This window comes from Pseudomonas syringae, from assembly GCF_001698815.1.
GTDB classification, from domain to species: Bacteria; Pseudomonadota; Gammaproteobacteria; order Pseudomonadales; family Pseudomonadaceae; genus Aquipseudomonas; species Aquipseudomonas syringae_A.
The window spans coordinates 53,912-77,367 of sequence record NZ_LGSI01000035.1; the positions used below are offsets into that span (position 1 = coordinate 53,912).

25 protein-coding genes, 1 tRNA gene and 1 pseudogene are annotated in these 23,456 nt (G+C 56.0%); 9 read left to right on the plus strand and 18 right to left on the minus strand.

The genetic code is table 11. The annotated features are described in order from the left end of the window. Positions 1 to 269 precede the first annotated feature (269 nt). Entirely contained in the window at positions 270 to 575 is a 306-nt protein-coding gene (locus tag AFK24_RS09525; protein WP_065833006.1) for a hypothetical protein, read from the minus strand. Positions 576 to 954: 379 nt separating this feature from the next. On the opposite strand from AFK24_RS09525, the gene thrS reads away from it, so the two are divergent. The 9 genes from thrS to AFK24_RS09570 all read left to right on the plus strand — a co-directional run bounded on the left by thrS (position 955) and on the right by AFK24_RS09570 (position 8,405). Next, positions 955 to 2,877, plus strand: coding sequence for a threonine--tRNA ligase (gene thrS, locus AFK24_RS09530; protein ID WP_065833007.1), 1,923 nt, complete (start codon positions 955 to 957; stop codon positions 2,875 to 2,877). After that, on the plus strand, positions 2,877 to 3,428 hold the full coding sequence (infC, locus tag AFK24_RS09535; protein WP_170826312.1) for a translation initiation factor IF-3: 552 nt from the start codon (positions 2,877 to 2,879) through the stop codon (positions 3,426 to 3,428). Before thrS ends, infC begins: the two co-directional genes overlap by 1 nt. Before the next feature lie 60 nt (positions 3,429 to 3,488). Then, a complete protein-coding gene (gene rpmI, locus AFK24_RS09540) occupies positions 3,489 to 3,683 on the plus strand; it encodes a 50S ribosomal protein L35 (RefSeq protein WP_003442181.1) in 195 nt (64 codons plus the stop codon). Positions 3,684 to 3,713: 30 nt separating this feature from the next. Next, positions 3,714 to 4,070, plus strand: coding sequence for a 50S ribosomal protein L20 (rplT, locus tag AFK24_RS09545; protein ID WP_007905879.1), 357 nt, complete (start codon positions 3,714 to 3,716; stop codon positions 4,068 to 4,070). Positions 4,071 to 4,177: 107 nt separating this feature from the next. Continuing rightward, positions 4,178 to 5,194, plus strand: coding sequence for a phenylalanine--tRNA ligase subunit alpha (gene pheS / locus AFK24_RS09550; RefSeq protein WP_065833008.1), 1,017 nt, complete (start codon positions 4,178 to 4,180; stop codon positions 5,192 to 5,194). Between the two features lie 26 nt (positions 5,195 to 5,220). Further along, complete coding sequence (gene pheT, locus AFK24_RS09555; protein WP_065833009.1) at positions 5,221 to 7,599, plus strand: phenylalanine--tRNA ligase subunit beta; 2,379 nt, start codon at positions 5,221 to 5,223, stop codon at positions 7,597 to 7,599. 3 nt (positions 7,600 to 7,602) lie between these two features. Further along, complete coding sequence (gene ihfA, locus AFK24_RS09560; protein ID WP_002553164.1) at positions 7,603 to 7,905, plus strand: integration host factor subunit alpha; 303 nt, start codon at positions 7,603 to 7,605, stop codon at positions 7,903 to 7,905. Continuing rightward, the gene (locus AFK24_RS09565) at positions 7,886 to 8,242 is read left to right on the plus strand and encodes a MerR family transcriptional regulator (RefSeq protein WP_065833010.1); all 357 of its coding nucleotides are present in this window, start codon (positions 7,886 to 7,888) and stop codon (positions 8,240 to 8,242) included. Before ihfA ends, AFK24_RS09565 begins: the two co-directional genes overlap by 20 nt. 86 nt (positions 8,243 to 8,328) lie before the next feature. Next, a tRNA-Pro gene (locus AFK24_RS09570) sits at positions 8,329 to 8,405 on the plus strand. A gap of 787 nt (positions 8,406 to 9,192) precedes the next feature. Here the strand turns inward: AFK24_RS09570 and AFK24_RS09575 are convergent. The 17 genes and pseudogenes from AFK24_RS09575 to AFK24_RS09655 all read right to left on the minus strand — a co-directional run bounded on the left by AFK24_RS09575 (position 9,193) and on the right by AFK24_RS09655 (position 23,416). Beyond that, on the minus strand, positions 9,193 to 10,038 hold the full coding sequence (locus AFK24_RS09575) for a DNA cytosine methyltransferase (protein WP_065833011.1): 846 nt from the start codon (positions 10,036 to 10,038) through the stop codon (positions 9,193 to 9,195). Continuing rightward, positions 10,005 to 10,199 (minus strand): Com family DNA-binding transcriptional regulator, encoded by a 195-nt coding sequence (locus AFK24_RS29815; protein WP_080482094.1) that lies wholly within the window; start codon positions 10,197 to 10,199, stop codon positions 10,005 to 10,007. The genes AFK24_RS09575 and AFK24_RS29815 overlap by 34 nt, the downstream gene beginning before the upstream one ends. Before the next feature lie 136 nt (positions 10,200 to 10,335). Then, entirely contained in the window at positions 10,336 to 10,902 is a 567-nt protein-coding gene (locus AFK24_RS09585; RefSeq protein WP_065833013.1) for a tail fiber assembly protein, read from the minus strand. A gap of 9 nt (positions 10,903 to 10,911) precedes the next feature. Further along, complete coding sequence (locus AFK24_RS09590; RefSeq protein ID WP_065833014.1) at positions 10,912 to 12,081, minus strand: hypothetical protein; 1,170 nt, start codon at positions 12,079 to 12,081, stop codon at positions 10,912 to 10,914. Continuing rightward, complete coding sequence (locus AFK24_RS09595) at positions 12,081 to 12,656, minus strand: YmfQ family protein (RefSeq protein WP_065833015.1); 576 nt, start codon at positions 12,654 to 12,656, stop codon at positions 12,081 to 12,083. The genes AFK24_RS09590 and AFK24_RS09595 overlap by 1 nt, the downstream gene beginning before the upstream one ends. Next, entirely contained in the window at positions 12,653 to 13,723 is a 1,071-nt protein-coding gene (locus AFK24_RS09600) for a baseplate J/gp47 family protein (protein ID WP_065833016.1), read from the minus strand. Before AFK24_RS09600 ends, AFK24_RS09595 begins: the two co-directional genes overlap by 4 nt. Position 13,724: 1 nt before the next feature. Continuing rightward, positions 13,725 to 14,075, minus strand: a complete 351-nt coding sequence (locus AFK24_RS09605) for a phage GP46 family protein (RefSeq protein WP_065833017.1) — start codon at positions 14,073 to 14,075, stop codon at positions 13,725 to 13,727. 48 nt (positions 14,076 to 14,123) lie between these two features. Continuing rightward, a complete protein-coding gene (locus AFK24_RS09610) occupies positions 14,124 to 14,861 on the minus strand; it encodes a hypothetical protein (RefSeq protein ID WP_065833018.1) in 738 nt (245 codons plus the stop codon). A 55-nt stretch (positions 14,862 to 14,916) separates the two neighbouring features. Beyond that, positions 14,917 to 15,477, minus strand: coding sequence for a phage baseplate assembly protein domain-containing protein (locus tag AFK24_RS09615; RefSeq protein ID WP_065833019.1), 561 nt, complete (start codon positions 15,475 to 15,477; stop codon positions 14,917 to 14,919). After that, positions 15,477 to 16,595, minus strand: coding sequence for a phage baseplate assembly protein (locus AFK24_RS09620; protein ID WP_065833020.1), 1,119 nt, complete (start codon positions 16,593 to 16,595; stop codon positions 15,477 to 15,479). Before AFK24_RS09620 ends, AFK24_RS09615 begins: the two co-directional genes overlap by 1 nt. Beyond that, positions 16,579 to 17,904 (minus strand): DNA circularization protein, encoded by a 1,326-nt coding sequence (locus tag AFK24_RS09625; protein ID WP_065833021.1) that lies wholly within the window; start codon positions 17,902 to 17,904, stop codon positions 16,579 to 16,581. The genes AFK24_RS09620 and AFK24_RS09625 overlap by 17 nt, the downstream gene beginning before the upstream one ends. Next, on the minus strand, positions 17,901 to 18,959 hold the full coding sequence (locus tag AFK24_RS09630; protein WP_139110476.1) for a hypothetical protein: 1,059 nt from the start codon (positions 18,957 to 18,959) through the stop codon (positions 17,901 to 17,903). Before AFK24_RS09630 ends, AFK24_RS09625 begins: the two co-directional genes overlap by 4 nt. Positions 18,960 to 19,077: 118 nt before the next feature. Next, positions 19,078 to 19,449, minus strand: a pseudogene (locus tag AFK24_RS09635) (TIGR03750 family conjugal transfer protein); the annotation flags it as partial. A gap of 7 nt (positions 19,450 to 19,456) precedes the next feature. Next, positions 19,457 to 19,828, minus strand: coding sequence for a TIGR03745 family integrating conjugative element membrane protein (locus AFK24_RS09640; RefSeq protein ID WP_065833023.1), 372 nt, complete (start codon positions 19,826 to 19,828; stop codon positions 19,457 to 19,459). Between the two features lie 17 nt (positions 19,829 to 19,845). Next, the gene (locus AFK24_RS09645) at positions 19,846 to 20,085 is read right to left on the minus strand and encodes a TIGR03758 family integrating conjugative element protein (RefSeq protein ID WP_065833024.1); all 240 of its coding nucleotides are present in this window, start codon (positions 20,083 to 20,085) and stop codon (positions 19,846 to 19,848) included. After that, entirely contained in the window at positions 20,082 to 20,414 is a 333-nt protein-coding gene (locus AFK24_RS09650; RefSeq protein ID WP_065833025.1) for an RAQPRD family integrative conjugative element protein, read from the minus strand. Before AFK24_RS09650 ends, AFK24_RS09645 begins: the two co-directional genes overlap by 4 nt. Positions 20,415 to 21,025: 611 nt before the next feature. Beyond that, the gene (locus tag AFK24_RS09655) at positions 21,026 to 23,416 is read right to left on the minus strand and encodes a TonB-dependent siderophore receptor (protein WP_065833026.1); all 2,391 of its coding nucleotides are present in this window, start codon (positions 23,414 to 23,416) and stop codon (positions 21,026 to 21,028) included. Positions 23,417 to 23,456 lie beyond the last annotated feature (40 nt).

Consider the following 23,456-nt stretch of genomic DNA (forward strand, 5'->3'; position numbering starts at 1 on the left):
CAGTAGTACGTGCTGCTCAGGCCAACTGGGCACACCGGGCTATCATAGTCCAATTGTGGGAATGTGGAGTCATTTCGGTAAGAAGATTGAGTACTAGTCGCAAATATGAACGGCATTAGGCGTTTATAGCGTCCTGAAAACGAGGCTTGCAAGGTGCCTCGGTGGCTCTCTGACTACCCGTACACGCCACGACCCACGCGGGGTTCAGCCGAGTCAGCCGGTACTGAACAGCTGTGCCATTGCATACTCGCCGCATCGACAAAATAATTTTATTTTTTTGTCTGAACGCAGTTTTTCGCAATGACGTTCTGCAGCTTGGCGGTCAGTTCCGGATCCGGCGCCTTGGTTGTGTCCTTGAGTTGAGCGATCTGCTTGTCATTGAAATTCTTGTCGACCTGATCGGCGCCGCATTTGCAATGTGTGGCGGCCGACTTGGCATCCAGCTTCTGTCCGGCAGTCGCTTCGCATTGTGTGATGAACGTGCTCCGGGTTTCCTTATCCATCGCCGCCTGGGCACTCATTGGAAAGGCCAAGGCAACAGGGGCGAGCAGGGCCAGAATGGGTAACAGCTTCATGACGTTCTCCTTTATAGGGACGGTAGAGACTCGTGCGGGCTCTCCGACCATCTGACGGCGATCAGAGGCACCAGTTCAGCGCGACATGCAAATCCATTGACGCAGGCGCCTTCATGGAATTCATTTCTGCGCCCGTGCATGTCATTTTGCCCAGCTGTGTTAGGATGCGCGTCCTGTAGATTCGCTGGTCGGTGACAATTGAATGATTGTCCGGCCTGAACAGGTCCATTTTTCAAGTCCAATCCAGTCATCTGGTTCGGTTCAAGGTCGCCCGAAACGGCTCCTGCCACTGTGAGGCAGGCACACCACCGGATCAATTACTGGCTCATCCCAACCCACGTGACCTTTGGTAGGGGTCACCACTAGGAGAGGAGGCGCCATGCCCACCATTACTCTTCCCGATGGCAGTCAACGTTCTTTCGATCACCCGGTTTCCGTAGCCGAGGTTGCGCTCTCAATTGGCGCAGGTCTTGCCAAGGCCACCGTTGCCGGCAAGGTTAACGGTCAGCTGGTCGACGCCAGTGATCTGATCGAAAACGACGCAACGCTGCAAATCATCACGCCCAAGGATCAGGAAGGCCTGGAAATTATCCGCCACTCCTGCGCTCACCTTGTCGGCCACGCAGTCAAGCAGCTGTACCCGACCGCCAGAATGGTGATCGGCCCGGTCATCGATGACGGCTTCTATTACGATATTGCCTACGAGCGCCCGTTCACGCCTGATGACATGGCGGCGATCGAGCAGCGCATGCAGCAATTGATCGAAAAAGACTACGACGTCATCAAGAAGGTCACGCCGCGTGCCGAAGTGATCGAGGTGTTCTCCGCCCGTCACGAAGACTACAAGCTGCGACTGGTCGAAGACATGCCCGAGCAGCAGACCATGGGCCTGTACTATCACGAAGAATACGTCGACATGTGTCGCGGCCCGCACGTGCCGAACACTCGTTTCCTCAAGTCGTTCAAGCTGACCAAGCTGTCCGGCGCCTACTGGCGCGGCGACGCGAAGAACGAGCAGCTGCAACGTGTGTATGGCACTGCGTGGGCTGACAAGAAACAACTGGCGGCTTATATCCAGCGCATCGAAGAAGCCGAAAAACGCGATCACCGCAAGATCGGCAAGCGTCTGGGCCTGTTCCATACCCAGGAAGAAGCGCCGGGCATGGTCTTCTGGCACCCGCAGGGCTGGACGCTGTATCAAGTGCTCGAGCAGTACATGCGCAAAGTGCAGCGCGAGAATGGCTATCTGGAGATCAAGACGCCGCAGGTGGTTGATCGCTCTCTGTGGGAGAAATCCGGGCACTGGGCCAACTACGCCGAGAACATGTTCACCACTGAGTCCGAAAACCGCGATTACGCGATCAAGCCGATGAACTGCCCATGCCACGTGCAGGTGTTCAATCAGGGCCTGAAGAGCTACCGCGAGTTGCCGCTGCGTCTGGCCGAGTTTGGTGCCTGCCACCGTAACGAGCCGTCCGGCGCGTTGCACGGCATCATGCGCGTGCGCGCCTTCACACAGGACGATGCCCACATCTTCTGTACTGAAGAGCAAATGCAGGCAGAATCGGCAGCCTTCATTAAGCTGACCCTGGATGTCTACGCGGATTTCGGCTTCAAGGACATCGAACTCAAGCTCTCGACTCGCCCTGAAAAGCGTGTCGGTTCCGATGATTTGTGGGATCGCGCCGAAAGCGCATTGGCCGCAGCACTGGACAGCGCGGGTTTGCCTTACGACCTGCAACCGGGCGAAGGTGCGTTCTACGGTCCGAAAATCGAATTTTCGTTGAAAGATTGTCTCGGTCGTGTATGGCAATGCGGTACATTGCAGCTCGATTTCAACCTGCCTATCCGGTTGGGTGCCGAGTACGTCTCGGAAAACAACGATCGCAAGCATCCGGTCATGTTGCACCGTGCAATTCTCGGATCCTTCGAGCGTTTCATCGGGATTTTGATCGAGCATTACGAAGGTGCATTTCCAGCCTGGCTGGCTCCTACTCAAGCAGTGATCATGAATATCACTGACAAACAGGCAGATTTTGCCCTTGAAGTAGAAAAAACTCTGTCTGAAAGCGGGTTTCGTGCCAAGTCCGACTTGAGAAATGAAAAGATCGGCTTTAAAATCCGCGAGCATACTTTGCTCAAGGTTCCTTATCTTTTGGTTATCGGAGATCGGGAAGTCGAAATGCAAACTGTCGCTGTGCGTACACGTGAAGGTGCTGACCTTGGCTCGATGCCGGTCGCCCAATTCGCTGAGTTCCTCGCACAAGCGGTTTCCCGGCGTGGTCGCCATGATTCGGAGTAATTACTATTAAGCGTGAAATGAGACAAGATAAACGAGCTGCACCGAAGGCCCCGATCAACGAGAATATCTCGGCACGTGAGGTTCGTTTAATTGGGGCTGAGGGTGAACAGCTTGGGATTGTGTCAATTGAAGACGCGCTTCTTAAGGCTGAAGAGGCCAAACTGGATCTGGTGGAGATTTCCGCCGATGCAGTACCACCTGTCTGCAAGCTGATGGACTACGGCAAATCGATCTTCGAGAAGAAGAAACAGGTTGCCGCTGCCAAGAAAAACCAGAAGCAGATCCAGGTTAAAGAAATCAAGTTTCGTCCAGGGACGGAGGAAGGGGATTACCAGGTAAAACTGCGCAACCTGGTACGTTTCCTGAGTGATGGGGACAGGGCCAAGGTATCTTTGCGATTCCGCGGCCGTGAGATGGCCCACCAGGAGCTGGGCATGGAGCTGTTGAAGCGGGTTGAAGCTGACCTGCTCGAATACGGCGCCGTGGAGCAGCATCCTAAGATGGAAGGACGCCAGCTTATTATGGTCATCGCCCCGAAAAAGAAGAAATAACCACCAGGGCACGGCAGGCCTTGCGGTTATGTTTATCAACTGAATGCGGAGTATCCGAACATGCCAAAGATGAAGACTAAAAGTGGTGCAGCTAAGCGGTTTTTGAAAACTGCTAACGGCATCAAGCACAAACACGCTTTCAAGAGCCACATTCTGACCAAAATGTCGACTAAGCGTAAGCGTCAACTGCGCGGTAGCAGCTTGCTGCATCCGTCTGACGTTGCAAAAGTCAAGCGCATGCTGCGCCTTTGCTGATTTTTTGATCAAGAATAGAGGAAGTAACTCATGGCTCGTGTAAAGCGTGGCGTCATTGCCCGTAAGCGTCACAAAAAAATTCTGAAACTTGCTAAAGGCTACTACGGCGCGCGTTCACGCGTATTCCGTGTTGCCAAGCAAGCGGTAATCAAGGCAGGCCAATATGCCTACCGTGACCGTCGTCAGAAAAAACGTCAGTTCCGCGCTCTGTGGATCGCTCGTATCAACGCTGGTGCACGTATCAACGGTCTGTCCTACAGCCGTTTCATCGCCGGCCTGAAAAAAGCGTCCATCGAGATCGACCGTAAGGTTCTGGCTGATCTGGCAGTGAACGAAAAAGCGGCGTTTGCTGCGATTGTCGAGAAAGCTAAAGCCACCTTGGCCTAAGTCCCCGACAATCACCGGGTCCCAGCTTCTGGGATTCGGTGTTAAACGTCATAAATAGGGGAAGAGCCTTTTAAGCTCTTCCCCTATTTCGTATCTGGAGTCTGTACATGGAAAACCTGGACGCGCTGGTCTCTCAAGCACTTGAGGCTGTGCATAGCGCCGAAGATATCAATGCCCTGGAGCAAATCCGGGTCCACTACCTTGGCAAAAAAGGTGAATTGACTCAGGTGATGAAGACCCTGGGAAGTTTGCCGGCAGAAGAGCGCCCGCATGTCGGCGCGCTGATCAACGTTGCCAAGGAGCGTGTCACAGAGGTTCTCAATGCCCGCAAGGCGTCGTTCGAGGAGGCAGATCTTGCTGCCAGACTCGCCGCCGAGTCCATTGACGTGACCCTGCCTGGCCGCGGACAGACCTCCGGTGGTCTGCATCCCGTTACTCGTACTCTGGAACGTATCGAACAATTCTTCACCCACATTGGCTACGGCATCGCCGAAGGCCCTGAGGTGGAAGACGATTATCACAACTTCGAGGCGCTCAACATCCCAGGCCATCACCCGGCCCGTTCGATGCATGACACCTTCTATTTCAACGCGAACATGCTGTTGCGCACCCATACCTCGCCGGTTCAGGTCCGTACCATGGAAGCGCAAAAGCCGCCGATCCGCATCGTCTGCCCTGGCCGTGTGTACCGTAGCGACTCGGATATCACCCATTCGCCAATGTTCCATCAGGTCGAAGGGCTGTTGGTCGATCGCGACATCAACTTCGCTGACCTGAAAGGCACCATCGAAGAGTTCTTGCGCGTGTTCTTCGAAAAAGAGCTGGCGGTGCGTTTCCGCCCTTCGTACTTCCCATTCACCGAGCCATCCGCTGAAGTCGACATGGAATGCGTGATGTGCAGCGGCAAAGGCTGCCGTGTCTGCAAACAGACTGGCTGGCTGGAAGTCATGGGCTGCGGCATGGTTCATCCGAACGTGCTGCGCATGTCCGGCATTGACCCGGAAGAGTTCTCGGGTTTTGCCTTCGGCATGGGCGTTGAGCGTCTGGCCATGCTGCGTTACGGCGTGAACGACTTGCGTCTGTTCTTCGATAACGACTTGCGGTTCCTTGCGCAATTTCGCTAGTCGTAACGAATCTTTAGGAGAGCAGGATGAAATTCAGTGAACAATGGTTGCGTGGCTGGGTAAGCCCGCAAGTTTCCCGCGACGAGCTGGTTGCTCGTTTGTCGATGGCCGGCCTCGAAGTCGATAGCGTCACCCCGGCCGCTGGTGTCTTCAGCGGCGTGATCGTCGGCGAAGTGCTCAGCACCGAACAACACCCCGATGCTGACAAGCTGCGCGTTTGCCAGGTCAGCAACGGTTCGGAAACCTTCCAGGTGGTTTGCGGTGCGCCAAACGTGCGTCCGGGCCTGAAAATTCCGTTCGCCATGATCGGCGCCGAGTTGCCTGGCGACTTCAAGATCAAGAAGGCCAAGCTGCGTGGCGTCGAATCCAACGGCATGTTGTGCTCCCAGTCCGAGCTGCAAGTGGGCGAGGGCAATGATGGCCTGATGGAACTGTCTGCTGATGCGCCGGTTGGCGAGGATTTCCGTGTTTACCTCGAACTGGACGATGCCAGTATCGAAGTCGACCTGACCCCGAACCGCGGTGACTGCCTGTCGGTGGCCGGTCTGGCTCGTGAAGTTGGTGCGCTATACGCTGCCGAAGTCACGGTGCCACAGGTCGCCCCTGTTGCCGTGGCTCACGATGAAGTGCGTCCGGTGGACGTGCTGGCACCGACTGCTTGCCCGCGTTATCTGGGCCGAGTGATTCGTAACGTCGATCTGTCACGTCCGACTCCGTTGTGGATGGTTGAACGCCTGCGTCGTTCAGACGTGCGCAGCATCGACGCTGCAGTCGATATCACCAACTACGTGATGTTGGAACTGGGTCAACCGCTGCACGCGTTCGACCTGGCTGAAATCAACGGCGGCATTCGCGTGCGCATGGCGGAAGAGGGCGAGAAGCTCGTTCTGCTGGATGGCCAGGAAGTCAGCCTGCGTGCCGACACCCTGGTCATCGCTGACCATCAGCGTGCATTGGCCATTGCTGGCGTGATGGGTGGCGAGCACAGCGGTGTTTCCGCCAAGACTCGCGACATCTTCCTTGAAAGCGCGTTTTTCGATCAGATCGCAGTCGCTGGCAAGGCTCGTTCCTATGGCCTGCACACTGATGCTTCGCACCGCTACGAGCGTGGCGTGGACTGGCAGTTGGCGCGCAAGGCCATGGAGCGCGCCACCGGCCTGCTGCTGGAAATCACCGGCGGCGAAGCCGGGCCGGTAATCGAAGCGGTCAGCGAGAAAGACCTGCCATCGATTGCCCCGGTCACATTGCGTGCCGACCGTATTGAACAAATGCTTGGCATGCCGATGGACTCGGCGGAAGTCGAGCGCCTGCTGACAGGGCTGGGCCTGGAAATTTCATCAGAAGTCGCTGGGCAATGGCAGGTCGAAGTACCAAGCCATCGCTTTGATATCTCGCTTGAAGTCGACCTGATCGAAGAGCTGGCGCGTCTTTACGGCTACAACCGCCTGCCGGTTCGTTATCCGCAAGCGCGTCTGGCGCCGCAAGCCAAGGCTGAAGCCCGCAGCGATCTGCCTGAACTGCGCCGTCTGCTGGTGGCGCGTGGTTATCAGGAAGCGATCACTTACAGCTTTATTGATCCGAAACAATTCGAGCTGTTCAGTCCAGGCGTCGAGCCACTGTTGCTGGCCAACCCGATCTCCAACGACATGGCTGCGATGCGTGCTTCGCTGTGGCCGGGTCTGGTCAAGTCCTTGCAGCACAACCTCAATCGCCAACAAGACCGGGTTCGTTTGTTCGAAAGCGGTCTGCGTTTTGTCGGTCAGCTGCAAGGTCTGAAACAAGAGCCGATGCTCGCCGGTGTGGTCTGCGGCAGCCGTCTGCCGGAAGGCTGGGCGCAGGGCCGCGACGTGGTCGACTTCTTCGACGTCAAGGCAGACGTTGAAGCAGTGCTCGGTTTTGCCGGTGCACTGGATTCGTTCACTTTCGTGCCGGGTAAACACCCAGCGTTGCACCCTGGGCAGACTGCGCGCATCGAGCGTGATGGTCGTGAAGTGGGCTATGTCGGCGCCATCCATCCTGAGTTGTCGAAAAACCTCGGCCTTGACCGTCCGGTCTTCGTTTTCGAGCTGGTTCTGGCTGAAGTAGCACTCGGAAAAATGCCTAAATTCCAGGAGTTATCGCGCTTTCCTGAAGTGCGTCGTGACCTGGCATTGCTGGCGGATGAAGGCGTTGCGGCCAGTGCAGTTCTTGACGTTATTCGTGAAAATGCAGGCGAATGGCTCACAGACCTCAGGTTATTTGACGTTTACCAAGGTAAAGGCATTGATCCGCATAGAAAAAGCCTTGCAGTCGGCTTGACCTGGCAGCATCCATCGCGCACTCTTAATGACGATGAGGTGAATGCGGCGACGCATAAAATCCTCACCTCTCTCGAGGACCGGTTAAACGCCACGTTAAGGAAGTAGCGTATGGGGGCTCTGACGAAAGCTGAGATGGCCGAACGTCTGTACGAAGAGCTGGGCCTGAATAAACGAGAAGCCAAGGAATTGGTTGAGCTGTTCTTTGAGGAAATCAGGCACGCTCTGGAAGATAACGAGCAGGTGAAATTGTCCGGATTCGGTAATTTCGATCTGCGCGATAAACGCCAGCGGCCTGGTCGAAATCCAAAGACCGGGGAAGAAATTCCGATTACGGCTCGCCGTGTGGTTACTTTCCGTCCGGGGCAGAAGTTGAAGGCCCGAGTTGAGGCTTATGCTGGAACCAAGTCATAACGACGAGCTACCGCCCATTCCAGGCAAACGTTACTTCACCATTGGTGAGGTCAGCGAGCTCTGCGCGGTGAAACCGCACGTTTTGCGCTATTGGGAGCAGGAGTTTCCTCAGCTCAACCCGGTCAAGCGCCGCGGAAACCGCCGGTATTATCAGCGCGAAGACGTGCTGATGATCCGGCAGATTCGCGGTTTGCTCTACGAGCAAGGCTTCACCATCGGTGGCGCCCGCCTGCGGATGACCAACGGTGACACCGAAGATGACACCCAGCAGTACAAGCAATTGCTGCGGCAGATGATTGCCGAACTGGAAGATGTTCTGGTCGTTCTGGCTAACTAGCCATTTACGGGATACTTCCATAATTCAAAAGCTTAGGGTATATTCCTCGAAGTTTTCGCACACAGCGAAGCTGATACACGCCTAGTCGGGGCGTAGCGCAGCCCGGTAGCGCACTAGCATGGGGTGCTAGGGGTCGAGTGTTCGAATCACTCCGTCCCGACCATATTTTTCAATGTCTTAGCCCAATCTTTTCAGGTTGGGCTTTTTCATGCCTGGAAAATTACTCCCACATTTACTCCCACGGATATGTAAGTTCGCGCTGGATTTGGCACCACTTTGCAGGATTTTTGGCACCACCCCGCAGTGAATCCCTCTCTGTTTTTCGCGCTTTGTTTGGCACCAGCGCGTTCATACGTGCGCTTGGCTCCACGCGGTCCACTCCGCGACTTGCGTATCGACGATGTTTCCGGCAACGAATGCTTCCGCTAGCTTCGTAAGGTCCGCCCCCAATCATGCCCACTAAGTACGATATGTTTTTTGTGCAACAAAGAGGTGGAAACCAAACTGCTGGGGATTATTCAGCGCTCGGTGGCGCGCAAGAGAGGCTGCACTACTCAGCTCAGCCCCGTTCGATATGCGTCATGCCTTTTTTTTGACAATCAAATCAACCATTTGACCTACTGTTTTCGCCGCTCTTAACGACGCATCATCAAGGTGAATCCCGAACTCTGTTTCGGCAGTACCAACAATAGATATCATGTCTAATTCACTAGCTTTCAGTGCTAAATGTAGAAGCTTCCGTGATTTTCTCGACGTCAGCGCCAAGTTCGTCAGCAACGATTCCTCGAAATGTGAGAACTATCTCAGCCCTTTTCATAGCGCACCTCTCCTTGGTTGTTCGAATGGACAGTTCGATATTCCAATCTTTAACGAGGCACCGCAACTGTCATAAGTTACAGGTTCTAACCAAAAATCAGCGTATTCCGACGACCGGTAATTCCCCCCTGACTTCACCGTCCGCAGATTAAATCTGCCTCAATTAGCCTCCGCCCAATCCACTCCGCGACCTGCGGCACAACGGCGTTTCCGGCAGCGAAAGCCTCCGCAAGGTTGGCCGCATCCAGTCCGAGGCAAAGCCCATCATCTTCAGGCGCTCGCTGCCGCTCAACCATCTGATGCCATGCGTTCGGCTCAGCGACGAAAGTTGTGCAGCCCATAGCGATCTGTGACCCTGAGTTGTTTGCCAACAGAGTATTGGCAGCCCATGCATCCGCGGGCCGTGGCCACTGGACCGTGCCAGACGCCGGAGGTATTGCGTCCACTGGCGCGGCGTCAGCCAGCAGCTCCATGGGGGGCATTTGTCGATAACCGGCGACCAGGAATACGCGACGACGTTGCTGGGGGACTCCGAAATATTGAGCATTAAGCACTCGCCAAAATCCCACATACCCGCAGTCCGCAAGGGCCCGGACGACTGTTTCAAAGTCCTGGCAATCGTTGACAGCGAGCAGGTTAACGACGTTCTCAAGCACCACCCAGCGAGGTTGAGTTTCTTTGAGGATGCGTATGACTTCCCAGAAAAGGCTGCTGCGCGCGCCGCGTAGTCCGTTGGGCTTGCCTCCTGCAAGACTGATGTCCTGGCAGGGAAATCCTCCGGTGATGACGTCGACGGGTGACAGGTTGTGTGCGCCGCAGTGACGCACATCTTCGAACTGTTGGGCATGAGGAAATCGATCGGCAAGCACAGCCCGGTTAACCGGGTTGAGTTCAACTTGCCAGGCGCTGCGATAGCCTGCGTTTTCAAATCCGACATCAAAACCCCCTATGCCTGCGAACAGGCTTCCAATGGTTGGCATCCACTAACTCCGGTGGGCGGATGCTCTTGGCGTTCTGGAAGGAGGCTCTGGGCCTTCAAGTGATTAAGTGTCCGGCAGCGCGGGCACTTGATTTGCAATTCCACATAACCGCACGCGGCGGCAAGTTTGCGGCCGCAATGACCACAACGTATTTCCTGCATGTCTACAAACCTTCCGATTCTGGTAGGCTTCCCGCCGCTCGCGCGTGAGCAGGGGGCCTTGGCGGGTTTGCAGGTATGTGCTGCGAATCGGCGGCCAACTCCGGTGCTTGAACACTGGAGTTGGCAGCCCTCTTTCTTAGCGTGCTCTCCGGGCTGCTGGCAGCGAAGGCCAGGCGATATCCGACGGAAAGCCTTCCTGATTTTCGATGCGATTCAGATCCACACGGTAAATCTTCCATTCCCTTAATGCGGCTTCGTCCGTTTGGGTAGCTATACCCAACTCCACTGCATCCTCCAATGGAGCGATGCGTATCGCGGCGGCCGCCAATAATCCATCACGCTGGCTTAACGCGTGCTCAACCTGCGCCGCGTTCAATGCTTGCTTATCAAGAAGCCAATCCTCTCCGTTCCATATGTGATGCGCGCCAGGCCAGGTGATAGGTGTGTAAATTGATGGCAAGTCACCCGGTAATATCCATTGTTGTTCCGCACCAGTCTCGGTGTGGTAAACGGTGCCTCGATTATCGGGCACTTGGACCGGAGCGTTGTCCTGCCACACCCAAAGATGGCCAGCATCAGGTGTTGGCAGTGTTATATCCAGCTCAACCGCGTTCCCGGGCAGTTGGAGGCCTACGCCCGGTACGACAGGGAACTCAACAGGACCTACCAAAAGCGACACGTCATCGATTGTATAAATCGCCATTTAAGCTCCTCATATCATCTTGAATCGGCCCGGGTAGGCAATGTTTCGGACCCGCAACCGGATCCAGTTATTGACTGCCTTGGTATCTATGGTTGCGGTTCCTTGTATGGTGTTGTCGCTCACAACTGCCGGGAACGGGCCCTCACCTGAAGGGGCTAGTGCACCTGGAGGAAGGGCGCCGCCTGGACCTCCATTTTTGATATGCCCATCGGCGCTAGCGTAAGCGGTACCGATTTGATGAATACCTGTACTGATGTCAGAACCCGTCCACTCCTGTGCGACTGTCCTTATCCAGGTGCCGTCCTGCCATGAGCCCGGGCGACGGTCATTGTCGACTCCTCGGTTTTCATCAAGTATGCGCAACATCTCGCCACGGACTTCAGGGCTACGAAATGTGAGTGTGTCAATTCCTGACGTCCATGCACCCTCATTGCCCACACGTTCCGCTTCTGTAACGAGCATGCCGGACTGCCCGGCGTGGTCCCATAACCAAGGCCATTCGACTCTTGATAACAAAGCGCCGTTGAGCGCTCCGTACCCCCCTGGCGGGAAGGCAATGGTCGTTTCCATCACGGGCCTTCCAAGCGAGGTGCTGTCGTAACGACCGATGGGCCACCAATTTCCTTTAGCATCACTGCGCAGATGCCACCAGTCCCCGGCCCCCATAAGCACAAGGAAGGGATAGCCGTTTGGGTTGAGGTGGGTGTGGAACCTGATCGAATCGCTGCTGCTTGCATTCACGACCAGGCGATAGCCACTGTTATCGACCCGAAAGACGATGATATCTGCCACCCCGGCATTGCTAGTCGGTGGGAGCGTAATGGCTCGGGTCGAATCCTCGGCATCGATCAGGACCAAGCCCATCTGATGGGCGCTGAGTCGGGTGTCCGAGGAAATATTCACGATCCTGCTCAAGGTCGGTAGCGCAGGAGGAATATTTTTGATTTTCTCCCAGGTGGAAACGTCGTCCGCGATCTGCTTGATAGCCTCCAGTAGCTGCTGGTCGTTGGTCGGATCAAGCTCGCCGCCAAGACCTTCAATAGCGTTGATCAACTCTCGCTGGAGGCTGTTCAGCCAAGGTGCCTTTAAAAGCGTGGCATCGACTCCTGCTCCAGGATTACCCTCGGTGAATTCCCCCAGCGCATTGGCGGTCGAGGTGCTGTCGCTGATTTTTTGCATCAATGGTCTCCGTAGCCGAACAGCAGGATGGATTCTGCGGGTTTCATCTGGCTAAGCCTGCATTCGAGTGCCTTGTTGCCCCATGCCGCCAACGGATCACCTGCGCCGGTAATACCCGCTACGGCATGAATAACGGTTACAGCTGGCGCCTGTATTCGCCAAGTGAATGCCCAATCACCGCCGTAAATGGGGTCACCCGACCGCGCAATGCCAGCACGGGCGGGCTTGAAAGTCATGATAGTGATGTCGTAACCAAGCGTATTCGCCAAGGCGATGAAGAATGGTTTGCTCTGCCCCCCGCGATCCTGCAGCTTGCTGATGACGGACTGGACGCGTTGCCGCACAGTTTGGGACTCACCAATCAGGCAGGGATCAGGCAGACCGAGCAGGCGCTCCCAATCGGTCAGGCCTTGGCCGGTATCAGCAAAAATACTGCTGTAGACCGATTCAGATTGAGACTCGGTAGCTGTCAATGCGCGGGCTTCGGCTTCGATGGTCACGGACAGGTTAGGTGCATTTCCGTCGTAGGAGACAGGCGGCAGCAGCAACCTGAGCTGGTCAGCGAGACGGGTCATACCAGTAGCCCGAGAGTGATGGCGCCGGGGCGAATCCAGCCAATGTGGTTCGGTTTGTCTGCGGCTGGGACATTGCCGGTTGGAATGGTGACAGCACGATCGATCACCCCGGCCAGGTTATTGATCATGGCCTCGATCTGTGAGCGCTTGAGCGGTTCGCGTGGCTTCAAACCACCCAACAGCCCGGTATAGGCTTTCTGCGCGGCGGCCTGAACATCCGCCATAGTGTAATCCTCTGTGAGTTCAACAAGCGCAGTGCAGTCCACCACTTTTATGGCTGGGGCATAGACCCAGATATCCGCAATGACCGAGCACTGAGTTTCGATGTGGATCAGACATTTGCTGATAGCTTCGGCGGACGGTAATCCATCGCTTGCAGTAACCACCACGTCTACCGTTCCGGCGCCTCGTTTTTTTGGTAGCACCAATGCATCAGTAATACCGTCCACCTCTTTGGCCCAGCGCCGGTAGTCGTAGACGGCGCCACCCGCAGGCGGGTTTTGAATAATTTCCAACAGCCGGGCCAAAAGGGATTCAGGTTTCTCCTGATCTTCACCGCCGGTTGTGGGAGCGATGAGTTGGGCCGACGAGTCTATGCCCAATGGTGGACTGATCAGCGAAAGCGAACCGGAGAGGTTGTTGAGTGCAGTGCCAAGCGTCTGCGATTTAATGGGAACAGAGCCGGTACCGTCGCTGCCAATGGTTGCGTTATCAGTAGTCACGAAATCCTCGCCAGTGACCACGTGTTTCATTACCGAGCCTTGCACCAGCTCAACGCCAGCCGTTCCGGTTAGAACCACGTTGCCTGAGGCCGCGACAGCCTCTTTTTGACTGACGCCCCGGATAGCTGCCGCATAGATCAGTTCCTCTTCGTCGGCGGTGTCCGGGAATATCTGCCGATAAAGCCATGCGAGCTTTTGATAGATGCCTTCGATGGCGGCGGCAACCGCCGCCGAGCGGACATAATGGTCGCTGTCAGTGCCGGTATCGGCTTCGCTTTGTACGTTGCGGATATCCCGCAAAATTCCGGCGAGGATGTTTTCAAGCGAAGGTGAGGTATAGGCCATCTCAGATTACCCTCACCGGTTGGCGGAATATCTGGGGATGGTCGGTGCTGTCGACAATAGTTATCAGCAGCAGAAGCCAGCCGTTATGGGGTTGGTCACTGGCGACGAGGATCGATTTGGCGCGCTGGTCGTCCAGCAGTGGTAGGAGCGCCTGCTCGGCGTATTGCCTTCCAAGAATGCCAACTCGTGGCCGGTCTTTTTCGCGGCGTAGCTCATGCAGGCGTGAGCCCAGGAGCGGATCAGCCCACCAGCTGGCTAGAGGGGTTGCGAGGCGAAGGTAAACGGCGTTTGCCAGCGTAGTTATACGCTGGCCCGTCAAGTCGCCTGTAATTGGGTTTATGCCTGAGTCCATGTCGGACAGAATGCGCCGCGTATGGACGGGGCGGCGTTTCAGGAGGGTTTAAGCTGGATTGCGAATGTACATGGCGAGATCGTCGTCCAGCACCAAAGACGTACGAAGTTCTGTTTTCGAAAGAACCGTCGCGATATCGGAAAGGGGTCCAATATTAATCGTGCGGCCGTCTGCACCTGTGGTGTTGTTATAGGCGTAGATACGATATTCACGCTGATGGCTGTAGGAAATTTGCTTCATGAAAATTGCGTCATTCTGCGTGAATGCTCCGCTGAATGTTGCCGGATCGTAATAGCTGACGAGGTCATGGCCGAAGCTTTCTGCCAATTTGGGATCAGCATTGAAGGCGGACTCAAGCCTTTCAATGAAGCTTTCTGCTGGTATTGCCACGCAATAATCACCTAAATCACCCGTGTCCAGAAACGGCATAAGTGCGGCTTGCAACGCTTCAGACGAATCAAACCTATCTTCATCTTTCAGGTAAAGAGCGGACATGCAATAGACGTGGTAATCGTAAAATCGGCGGTTCGAGATAGAGGAAGGAGCAACGAAGCCGTCAATTCGTTGCTCTTCGCCAGTCTCCTCATCCCAGATGATTATGGCGGCGTCCTGCGGCTGTAACCACGTATGCACGCCCTCATTTTGGTCTCCAATGTTTCCCGTTCCCTTTTCCTCGTAGTCCCTGAAATACCTCAAACGGTTCATGTAAAGGTCGCCACGTAGAAAACTATCCCGATGCCGTTCTTCCCTGAAGAAACGCACGAATACATAAATGTTCGTTGTCATGAACTACCTGTTAAAAGTGGTTGGGAGTGTCTAACTAAACCTTTGATAGCAAAATTCATTGCTGCTGGCTAGGCGGCGCCCCAGGCGCGTGGGTATGGACGTTGTAGATATCCCTATCGCCTTGCATGCTTCGCTTGTGGTCCGCCACCTCTCCATCGGCCTTTATACTCGCGTCTACCTGCAGATCTCCCGTCATTTCAACCAAGGGTGTCTCAAACCGAACCTTGCTCGCCGCCTTGATCAGCAATGAGTCAGTCACCACCTCCACCACCCGGCCACGCTTCATATGGACGTAATCGCCTTCGTCGGTGTACAGCGATACTTCGCCGTCTTGCAGAGTGATGCGATAGCGGCCATCTTCGCTGGCGACTACGACGGTATGTTTGCTGTTGCCCCCTACGGGCACCGCCAGGTACTCGGCACCTGGTAGTGGCGCGGAGCTGAATCCATAGTGCTGGAATAGCTCACCGGACACCGTTTCCCCCGCGAGCCCCTCCATGTCTACGCCTATCAATTTACCGTGGGTGTTGCGGGCCGCAGTGGCTCGGAATGCCAAGCGGACATTGGTGATTATCCGGCTGACCTGCTCACGCACCAGACGCGCCATACTGCTCATCAGAGTCCCTTGATCAATTCGATAAAGGCAGCATCCTGGTCGGCTTTGCCTTTGTGTCTTTTCAGTGGTTTAGCGTCCAGCACCCACATTTTGTCCTCGCGCAGACGCAGTTCGGTGATAGCTCCCTCACTGCGAGAAAGGCGCAAAGTCCGGGCCATAAGAAAGTAAGTGGCGTCCAGATCGTGAGGTTCGCTGCGCACAATGACCCGCTGGCCCGGGCTCCAGACCCGCCCGTTTGCGGCACGGTGGCCCATGACCACGGCCCTGATTTCAAAACCTTCCAGACGGCTGTCAGCCAGCAACTTGCGCGCGCGCGTTGTAGCCATGTCCTGATTTTCGCTGGCACTATCAACGATGACCTTCGGACGAAAAATGCCGCGTCGAGCCAGACTCTCGTCCTGGATCACTGAGCGGAGTTGGCCACGTTTGGAGTCGAGGCCATCGTTATCGTATTGACCGTGCTGGCCGAGGACTGTGATCTGGCTATGCCGATTGGCGATGGACCGCCGCACGCTCAGGCGTTGAACGTTGTTACCTACGCCATCCTTACGCAGCATTAGCGTCCCGACCGGAGCTGCGGTGTAATCGGGGCCGCCCACGATCATGCGTCCGTCCGGCTCCATCCAAGGCCATAAGCCGTTGGCTTCGGCCACTTGCAGCAATGCCTCCCAGGCTGTTTGTCCCGGCTCGATCTGGACGCGGCGACGGGTCTTTTCCTTGGCTGCCCGAATCTCAACCTGGGAAATGCCCAGTGGTTTGACGACCTGCTCGATCACTTGCGCCAGCGACGCCTCCCGCATCGCCACGAAAGGCGCGGAACAATCGACTAACACTGCGGCCCGGTCACGGCCGGTGACCCGTATCGCAATGCCCTGGCGGGATATGTCGTGTTCGAATTCGTCTATTTGCCCGGTTAGAACCCGGTCGCGACCGAGGGTCAGCGAGCATGGCGCCCCTTCGGCCAGAACGTTGGGTAGCCGGGTGGATGTTTTGGTGTGCAGCTCTAGCTCGAAACCATCAGCAGCGGTCAGCAAGTCGGATTCGACGGACCAACCGTCCCACGCATCGTGAGCCAGGCCGCCGATGGAAAGGCCGATGCCTTTATTCAGCGTAAGCACGTAGCACCTCGCCGGGCTGGATATTGTGCGGTGTCTTCAAGCCCGGATTGAGGCGGATTAACTCAAGAGCGCGGCGGTGATCGCGATACCAGTGATGAGCAAGCAGCCGCAGGCTGGTTGGGGCTTCGATCACCCGCTCGATCATGGGGGGGCTAAGCAGGATGACCTGCCGGGCGCGAGCCTGGAGCAGCGCGGCAACGTTGCGCAGCGCTTCAACGATGGGTCGCGATACTTCCACGTCGTACAGACGGCGTTGGAGCAGGATTGCCGCCTGCAATAAAGAGCGGGTCAGGTTGACCAGACCTTCCAGGTCGGTGGGGCTTAGCTGCGGTTTTTCACTTTCCGCCTCGATGACAATTGCCACTGCCTGCGAATGGGCCAAGGCCAACTCCGTAATCACCAAAACCACCAGGCCGAAGCCGCTCGCGGCCACTGGATCATCAGGCATGCCTTCCGGCAGCAGGTCTGCCGCAGGTGTGAGACCTTGGCGCGCCGCGATGAGAAAGCCTGTTCCCGCACGGGCTGCATCGGCGTTCATGCTCGCATCACCGGGGATAGCGGCGGGCACGCCTGCCCGAGATAGTAGCGAGATGGGTGTTTCAGGCGTGCTGCTTTGTATGGCGCTGCGGATCTGCGTCGGTGTCCGCATCAGGTCGACCAGTGGATCAAACGCCGTGCCGGGGTTGCCCGCCATGGAAGACACCCCAGACACCACGCCAAGTATTTGCGAGCGCAATTGCTGTAGCCGCAAGCCTATGCCGGGCAGACCCAGGGCTTTTTCGATCAAACCGACCCAACCGCCGCCTATCCACGCCTGAATCTCGCTAACCAAAGAATCGATACGCCCGAACAGATCGAAAATGCCATCCTGCCAACGATATTCATCCTCGGCTTCCAATACACCGACATCGACGAACTCGAACTGGCGCTCAAAGAAAGGCGAGTCAGGAATGTCCTCCAGGAATTGGAGGCTGACTTCGGCATAGTCCGGTTTTTCGGCCTGATGCTTCACGTCCCAGCTTTGACAGACCACGCTCAGGCTGCCGTAAATAGGGTGAATCAGCTCGCCTGGACCAGCGGTGTCGACGGCCAACAGGATGTTTTGCAGCTCAATCTCGTAGTTGGTGCCGAACGCGACCGCCTGGACTGCAAAGCGTCGCGCCCCACGCCCCAGATCGACCACTTTATCGCCGTCTTTAAAGGGCGTGCCATGTTCTGCAGTAGCCCTTTGTGCCTGGAGATTTTCGCCCAGAACCTGCAGCGCGACACCACGAAACGAGGCATCGAGCAACGTCTGTTCCCAGCTCATTGGCCGCGCCTCACTTGCAGATCCGTTCGCCGTTCGACTTCGGCCATGATCATGCGCGAATCTGTGCGCACCTCGATTACCAATGGCTGACCGAGCAATCCTTGCAGTCGCTCGACAGCTGCTTTGGTTGCGGCTCCAGCCTCAAGGGCGCGACCCACAACGCCAGCGGCCCAGGCGTTAGCACCCTCAAGCGAGGTGCCGGCTGCGGTCATTCCTGTTTGTTGATGGGTAAGGCGCTGTGCCTGGGAAGACAACCAGTCCTGTGACTGCTCCGGGTTCTGCGCTGCCAGATCGATTCGATTTTGGTAGAACGCAGTTTGATATTCACGCTGGCCGGAGTTCAGTAGCTTGTTTCGAGACACCAGGTTCAGGCGATCCCTGTCGGTATTACTGCCGGACGCACTGCCGATTTGAGATGCCCCAACACCCAGCGCCGCTGGCCCCAGCCAAGGTGGGATCAGGCCAGTTTTATCTTTTCCTGGTGAAGGGGAGCGACGTTGCAAATCTGGTAATCCGCCATTACCCAACGATTGCGGCCAGTTGGTAACGAACACTGAAGAAACCCCTGTGGCTTCCTCCAATACTTTGCCAACGGCGATGTTCTTTAGCGTTTCTGGGCCGCCCATTACTTTATTCAATAGTGCCCCGGCACCTGTTTTGGCACCACGTCCCGCGTAATAGCTGCCAATACCAAGTGCTGCGCCACCGGCCAGCATCTGTTCGCCGGACAGTTTCAGGTCGTCGAGCATGTACGTGCCAAGCTCTGCGAAACCTTTATTCAGTGGTGTGGCCATGCGGTCGATGGCTTGGCCCAGGGTGGCTTTCATTCGGGCCGCCGTGGCGCTGGCGCTCTGGGTATTTTCTTTCAGGTCTCGTCCGATGATAGGTGCCGATTCGGATATCTGCTTGGATTGACTGGCGAAGGTATCCAGCAGGTTGCCGCCGAGCATGAAGCGTGCCCCGCGCACGGTATCCAGATCCATTCCCTTAAAAACGGTGCCAATGAATTTTGCGCGCTGTTCATCGGACTTCATCTTGTCGTACTTGCGCTTCAAGTCCCCGAAAACGTCCTGAGGATTTCTTGAGCTGCCGTCTTTGTTGAAGAATCCTACGCCGCTGGTCTTCGTCACCTGATCCCGGTATTGCTTGGTGCTGAATATCCGCAGTGTTGATTCGGCGAACGGTCCAGACGCCGGAGTGGAGGATCAAACTTCCGCGCCCCAGGCGCCAACGGCTGGCGAGTATCCATTCGAGCTTGCGGTACAACCAGGTCTCGGGGCGAGCCCGTTTGGCCCGACGCAGTAGCGTGCCACCGGCAAATAGCACCACCGCCATGCCTGCGATCATGCTGGTCGGCGCTACGGCAATGGAGGCGGTGGCGATCGCCAGAGGAACGCCCAGCAGCAGGCCAATGACGGCGCCGGTGCCGAGCGCTACCCACATCTCATCATTGGTCAAACCACGCAATACGGCGGGATCATGATTGAGTCGCTCCGGCAGAAAGACCAAGGTGCCGTCGGCAAGGCGTTCGATAGTGTCGTTCATGTCGACCTCACAGAATCGCGGCGGCCTTGGTCAGGAACCAGATGATGATCACCACCAGCAGGGCTCCAATGCCGACTACGGCGCCGAGGTCTTTCCAGGTCTTGCGCTGGTTCTGCACGTCGGCATAGACGGTCAGGGAATGCCAAGCCACACCGAGAAAAGCGAGTAGTGCGATTAGCAGACCGAGCAGGATCCCGCCGTCGTAGGCGTAGTTTTTAATCGTCTCGATCAACCCGGAACCTTCGCCACGCGAAGGGGCTTCCATGGTGGGAAGTTCGGCAAAAGCCAGGCTTGGACCGAGCACTAGGAGCAGACCTACCAAGCGCTGGCTCGCACGATCCCGTAGGTTGTTTTTTAGGGGAACAAGGTACTTGAGCATGACGGTGATCTCCGGTGTTAGGACAGGGTGAAGAACATCAGAACCAGCAAGGTGAGCAGCACGCGCGCGGTGCTGCCGCCAAACGCGCCGAAGCGCACACTGCCGGTGGCCCAACCCCGGTAAGCCGTCCACATCACCCAGGCACACCAAAGCAAAGCCAGAACGAGAACCAGGGACTGCCACAGCGTCGAACTGCTCTGCGGTGAGAAGCCGGAAGCGTTTTGAAAGGCAGCGGTCTGCGCGTCGGTCATGCTCATGGCAAGGGCCCCCCGGACGGGGTGTCGAGGCGGTAATCGCCGATCAATTCAGCGGGATCGCGGGGTTGAGCGCGAGAGGGGGACAGATAGCCCTGCACACCAAGACGGATGCGCTGTATGTCTCGAGTCAATCGGGGGTAGTCGAAGCGATAGCGATCGTCGGGTTCAGCCGTGCTGGCTGCCTCAGCTTGCGTTGCAAGGCGTTCGAGAGTGTCGAGCTGCTGCTGGACTAGGCTGAGCTGATCCCGTTCATGAGCAGATGCGGCATTGCTGCTGCCATCGACGATAGCCAGCGAGAGTAGTAAGCAGCGAAAGACGGTAATTGACATGATGCTGGCCCATATGGATCTGAGGACAGCATCAAGTCAGAGGTCGAATTATTCAGTAGAAAATATGAGACGTGATAAGTCGCTTTTTAGTAAACGTTTGATCAACCCCTTCTGCTTTGGTCGAAACCAGTTCAACTGGCAAGTTTGTAACAGCGTGGGTCATGCACCAATCGGTTAGGGGCATGTGTTGCTGTTTAATCACGTGCTGCCATTTTTTTGTCTAATTAGGGGGGCTTAATACCTTATTTTGTTGGACTCTATATCCTTGCTCCTGCTACACCTCTACGAGAAATGATTCGGCTCGTTCTATTCGCACCTATTCAAGCATCCCGATACGAGGCTGTAGGATCAATATCAAAACTGATGTAGCTCTCAGGAGCTAGTTGATCTTCATCAAATACCGTAATTGCAGCCTGAGTTTAGACACGCCGGGGCAGGAGTTGCGTCTCACCATCCACATCTGAGATTTGGCCGCCGTCGTAGCGTCCAATTGAAATGTCGAAATTCGTTAGACAAAATCAACGGCGTGCCATGTTTCTGGAGTGTAAACTATATTGAAGTGAATATAGTTAGACTGTTCTGCAAAGCAGTCCGAGTTTGTTGCAGTCAATTCAGAAACGATATTCTGCTGTCAAACGCGCAGTTCTCCCATCCTTGACACCCATCCAAGTCGTTGCGGTGCTGTAAGAGTAAATATCACGGTCAAACAGGTTTTTAACGCCCAGGTTCAATGACCAGTCCTTCTGATGGTAGAAAACCGAGATATCGGTTTGCGCGTAGCCGCCGACGTCGTAGTAGGCACTGGTGCGGTAGCCGTTGACCATGTCACTTGCAGCGGTGACACCAATCCCTGCGCCCAGGCCTTTCAGCAGGCCCGTCTGCAACTCATAGGAAGTCCAGATATTGGCCGAGTTTTTCGGCTGTCCGGTAACCTTGTTGACCTGGCCGTTGACCTCAGAGGGATCGCTGAACTTTGAATACGTGTAGCTGGCAGTGAGGTTCCAGCCAGGAAGGATTTCGCCGTTCAGGTCCAGGTCGAAGCCTTTACTGTGCCGGCCTTCGGAACCGATGTACTGACCGGTCAGGTCTGACAGCGGCACGTTGGTCTGTTCGATATCGAACAACGCTGTGGTGATGGTAATACGGTCATCCAGCAGGCTAAACTTGAGGCCGACTTCCTTGGACTTGCTGCTGCTGGGCGCTAACGCATTACCGAATCTGTCGATGTTGTAGCTGCCAGAAAAGCCGTGCATAAGATTGGCGTACGCGGTGATTTCCGGGGTCAGATCATAAGCGATACCGTAGTTGGGTACCCATTTGGTCTGTCGAAACGATGACGAGCCTGAACCTACGATGTTGTTCTGGTTTTCCCACACCGACTCCTTGCCCGCAAACAGCAGGTGCAGTTTTTCCAGAATAGTGATTTGGTCCTGAATGATCAGTCCGCGTTGGATATTGCGGGAGTCGTAGGATTTGTCCTTGGCAGTTGGGATGTGCGGATAATCAAGGCTGCTTTTATCCAGGACGTTGCCATCGACATCGATAGCGCCATCATTGAACTCGTACTGGGTGTTATTACTGTGCATGTAGTCGACACCCAACAGCACTTCTTGCTTGACCGGTCCGGTATTGAAGGTGCCGCGCACGTCGTTCTGGGTGCTCCAGTAGCGAGTGGTATCCACTGAGGAGAATTGGTGAGCGATCTGTTGGCCGTCGGGAAGGATCGCGAAGGGCTCGTTGATCTTGAAGCTCATTTTGGTGTCGCCGTAGGTAGCCTTGCTGTTGAAGGTCCAGCCCTCTACCAAGTCTTGGGACAGCTCGTAGTAGCCTGTTTTCGATACCCCGGAAATGTGATCGTCTTTGTCGCCCATGCGGTAGGTCGAGAGTTTGCGAATTTTTTGCAACGTGGTGTCGTAGTAAGTTCCCGCCAGACCCTGGGCGGCGCGGGTATCACTGAACTCGGCACCGACCTTGATGCGCGTCGAGTCGCCTTTCCAGGCAATTACCGGCGCCACGAAATCGGCCCGCGAACCGTTGTAATCAGGGTAGGTTTCGCTGGAGCGAGTACGGGCGACGTTGAGGCGATAGCTCCACGCCTTGTCGTCGGTCAAGGCTCCGCCCAAGTCGATGGCGGTCTTGTATTCACCACGATCTGTCACTTCGCCGCGAATTACGTGCAGCGGATCGGTCACCGGTGCCTTGCGGATGATATTGATAGTGCCGCCAGGCGAGGAACTGCCCGACATAACAGCCGCTGGGCCCTTGATGACTTCCAGTCCTTCGACGCCATCAATTGGGGTGGACGGTATCACCAAGCCATTGCGAGTCTCCGGCGTGGTCACGCCATCGGTGGAAGTCTGAGTGACTTCATAGCCGCGGATGAAATACACCGAATTGCCACGGTTGCCCTTTTGATCGACCACGCCAGCGGAATTGCGCAGGGCGTCTTCGATGCTGGTGGCCTGGCGATCGGCGATCACTTTGTGGGTGATGCTTTTCACCGACTGCGGGGTTTCCTGCAGCGAAGTATTGGTGCGCAAGGCACTGCTGGACTCGCTGGCGGTGTAGTCGTCATCCGTTGTGCTTTCGACGGCAATCGCCGGCAGGACTGCGGCACCCGCATCAGCCGGGTTACTCGCAGCGCTAGCAGGGGCATCGACCACCAGATTGCCGTTGGCCGCAAGGCTGGAGCGCAACGGGGTTGCCGCTAGAGCCGCCGCCAATGCCTGGACAGCGCTCAAGTTGCCGCTGATAGCGGGCGAACGGTAAGCGCTGATGTCCGTCAGGCGTAATTCAATGCTTACGCCGCTTTTCTGGCTGATACGGTTGAGCGTTTGCTGCAACGTATCGACAGGCAAGTCATAGCGACTTTGTTGGGTAATATTTGCTGTTGCAGGCGCCGCCATAACTTTAGGGATGAAACTAAAACTGCCCAATGCCAAGGAGATACCAAGTGCCAGTGGTAACGGTCGAACAGTCCTGAATCCGGATAAGTTTTCCATGTATAACTCCCCCCTTTGAATTATTAGAAAGTTCGCCTGC

Bases quoted from the DNA above. Each gene is read 5' to 3' on its own strand.
- AFK24_RS09650 (WP_065833025.1), bottom strand. From the start codon at position 20,414: ATGTCAATTACCGTCTTTCGCTGCTTACTACTCTCGCTGGCTATCGTC.
- pheT (WP_065833009.1), top strand. From the start codon at position 5,221: ATGAAATTCAGTGAACAATGGTTGCGTGGCTGGGTAAGCCCGCAAGTT.
- rplT (WP_007905879.1), top strand. From the start codon at position 3,714: ATGGCTCGTGTAAAGCGTGGCGTCATTGCCCGTAAGCGTCACAAAAAA.
- AFK24_RS29815 (WP_080482094.1), bottom strand. From the start codon at position 10,199: ATGCAGGAAATACGTTGTGGTCATTGCGGCCGCAAACTTGCCGCCGCG.
- AFK24_RS09625 (WP_065833021.1), bottom strand. From the start codon at position 17,904: ATGAGCTGGGAACAGACGTTGCTCGATGCCTCGTTTCGTGGTGTCGCG.
- AFK24_RS09610 (WP_065833018.1), bottom strand. From the start codon at position 14,861: ATGACAACGAACATTTATGTATTCGTGCGTTTCTTCAGGGAAGAACGG.
- rpmI (WP_003442181.1), top strand. From the start codon at position 3,489: ATGCCAAAGATGAAGACTAAAAGTGGTGCAGCTAAGCGGTTTTTGAAA.
- AFK24_RS09645 (WP_065833024.1), bottom strand. From the start codon at position 20,085: ATGAGCATGACCGACGCGCAGACCGCTGCCTTTCAAAACGCTTCCGGC.
- AFK24_RS09565 (WP_065833010.1), top strand. From the start codon at position 7,886: ATGCTGGAACCAAGTCATAACGACGAGCTACCGCCCATTCCAGGCAAA.
- AFK24_RS09575 (WP_065833011.1), bottom strand. From the start codon at position 10,038: ATGCCAACCATTGGAAGCCTGTTCGCAGGCATAGGGGGTTTTGATGTC.
- AFK24_RS09600 (WP_065833016.1), bottom strand. From the start codon at position 13,723: ATGGCCTATACCTCACCTTCGCTTGAAAACATCCTCGCCGGAATTTTG.
- AFK24_RS09615 (WP_065833019.1), bottom strand. From the start codon at position 15,477: ATGAGCAGTATGGCGCGTCTGGTGCGTGAGCAGGTCAGCCGGATAATC.
- AFK24_RS09595 (WP_065833015.1), bottom strand. From the start codon at position 12,656: ATGACCCGTCTCGCTGACCAGCTCAGGTTGCTGCTGCCGCCTGTCTCC.
- AFK24_RS09640 (WP_065833023.1), bottom strand. From the start codon at position 19,828: ATGCTCAAGTACCTTGTTCCCCTAAAAAACAACCTACGGGATCGTGCG.
- AFK24_RS09590 (WP_065833014.1), bottom strand. From the start codon at position 12,081: ATGCAAAAAATCAGCGACAGCACCTCGACCGCCAATGCGCTGGGGGAA.
- AFK24_RS09605 (WP_065833017.1), bottom strand. From the start codon at position 14,075: ATGGACTCAGGCATAAACCCAATTACAGGCGACTTGACGGGCCAGCGT.
- AFK24_RS09655 (WP_065833026.1), bottom strand. From the start codon at position 23,416: ATGGAAAACTTATCCGGATTCAGGACTGTTCGACCGTTACCACTGGCA.
- AFK24_RS09585 (WP_065833013.1), bottom strand. From the start codon at position 10,902: ATGGCGATTTATACAATCGATGACGTGTCGCTTTTGGTAGGTCCTGTT.
- pheS (WP_065833008.1), top strand. From the start codon at position 4,178: ATGGAAAACCTGGACGCGCTGGTCTCTCAAGCACTTGAGGCTGTGCAT.
- ihfA (WP_002553164.1), top strand. From the start codon at position 7,603: ATGGGGGCTCTGACGAAAGCTGAGATGGCCGAACGTCTGTACGAAGAG.
- AFK24_RS09525 (WP_065833006.1), bottom strand. From the start codon at position 575: ATGAAGCTGTTACCCATTCTGGCCCTGCTCGCCCCTGTTGCCTTGGCC.
- thrS (WP_065833007.1), top strand. From the start codon at position 955: ATGCCCACCATTACTCTTCCCGATGGCAGTCAACGTTCTTTCGATCAC.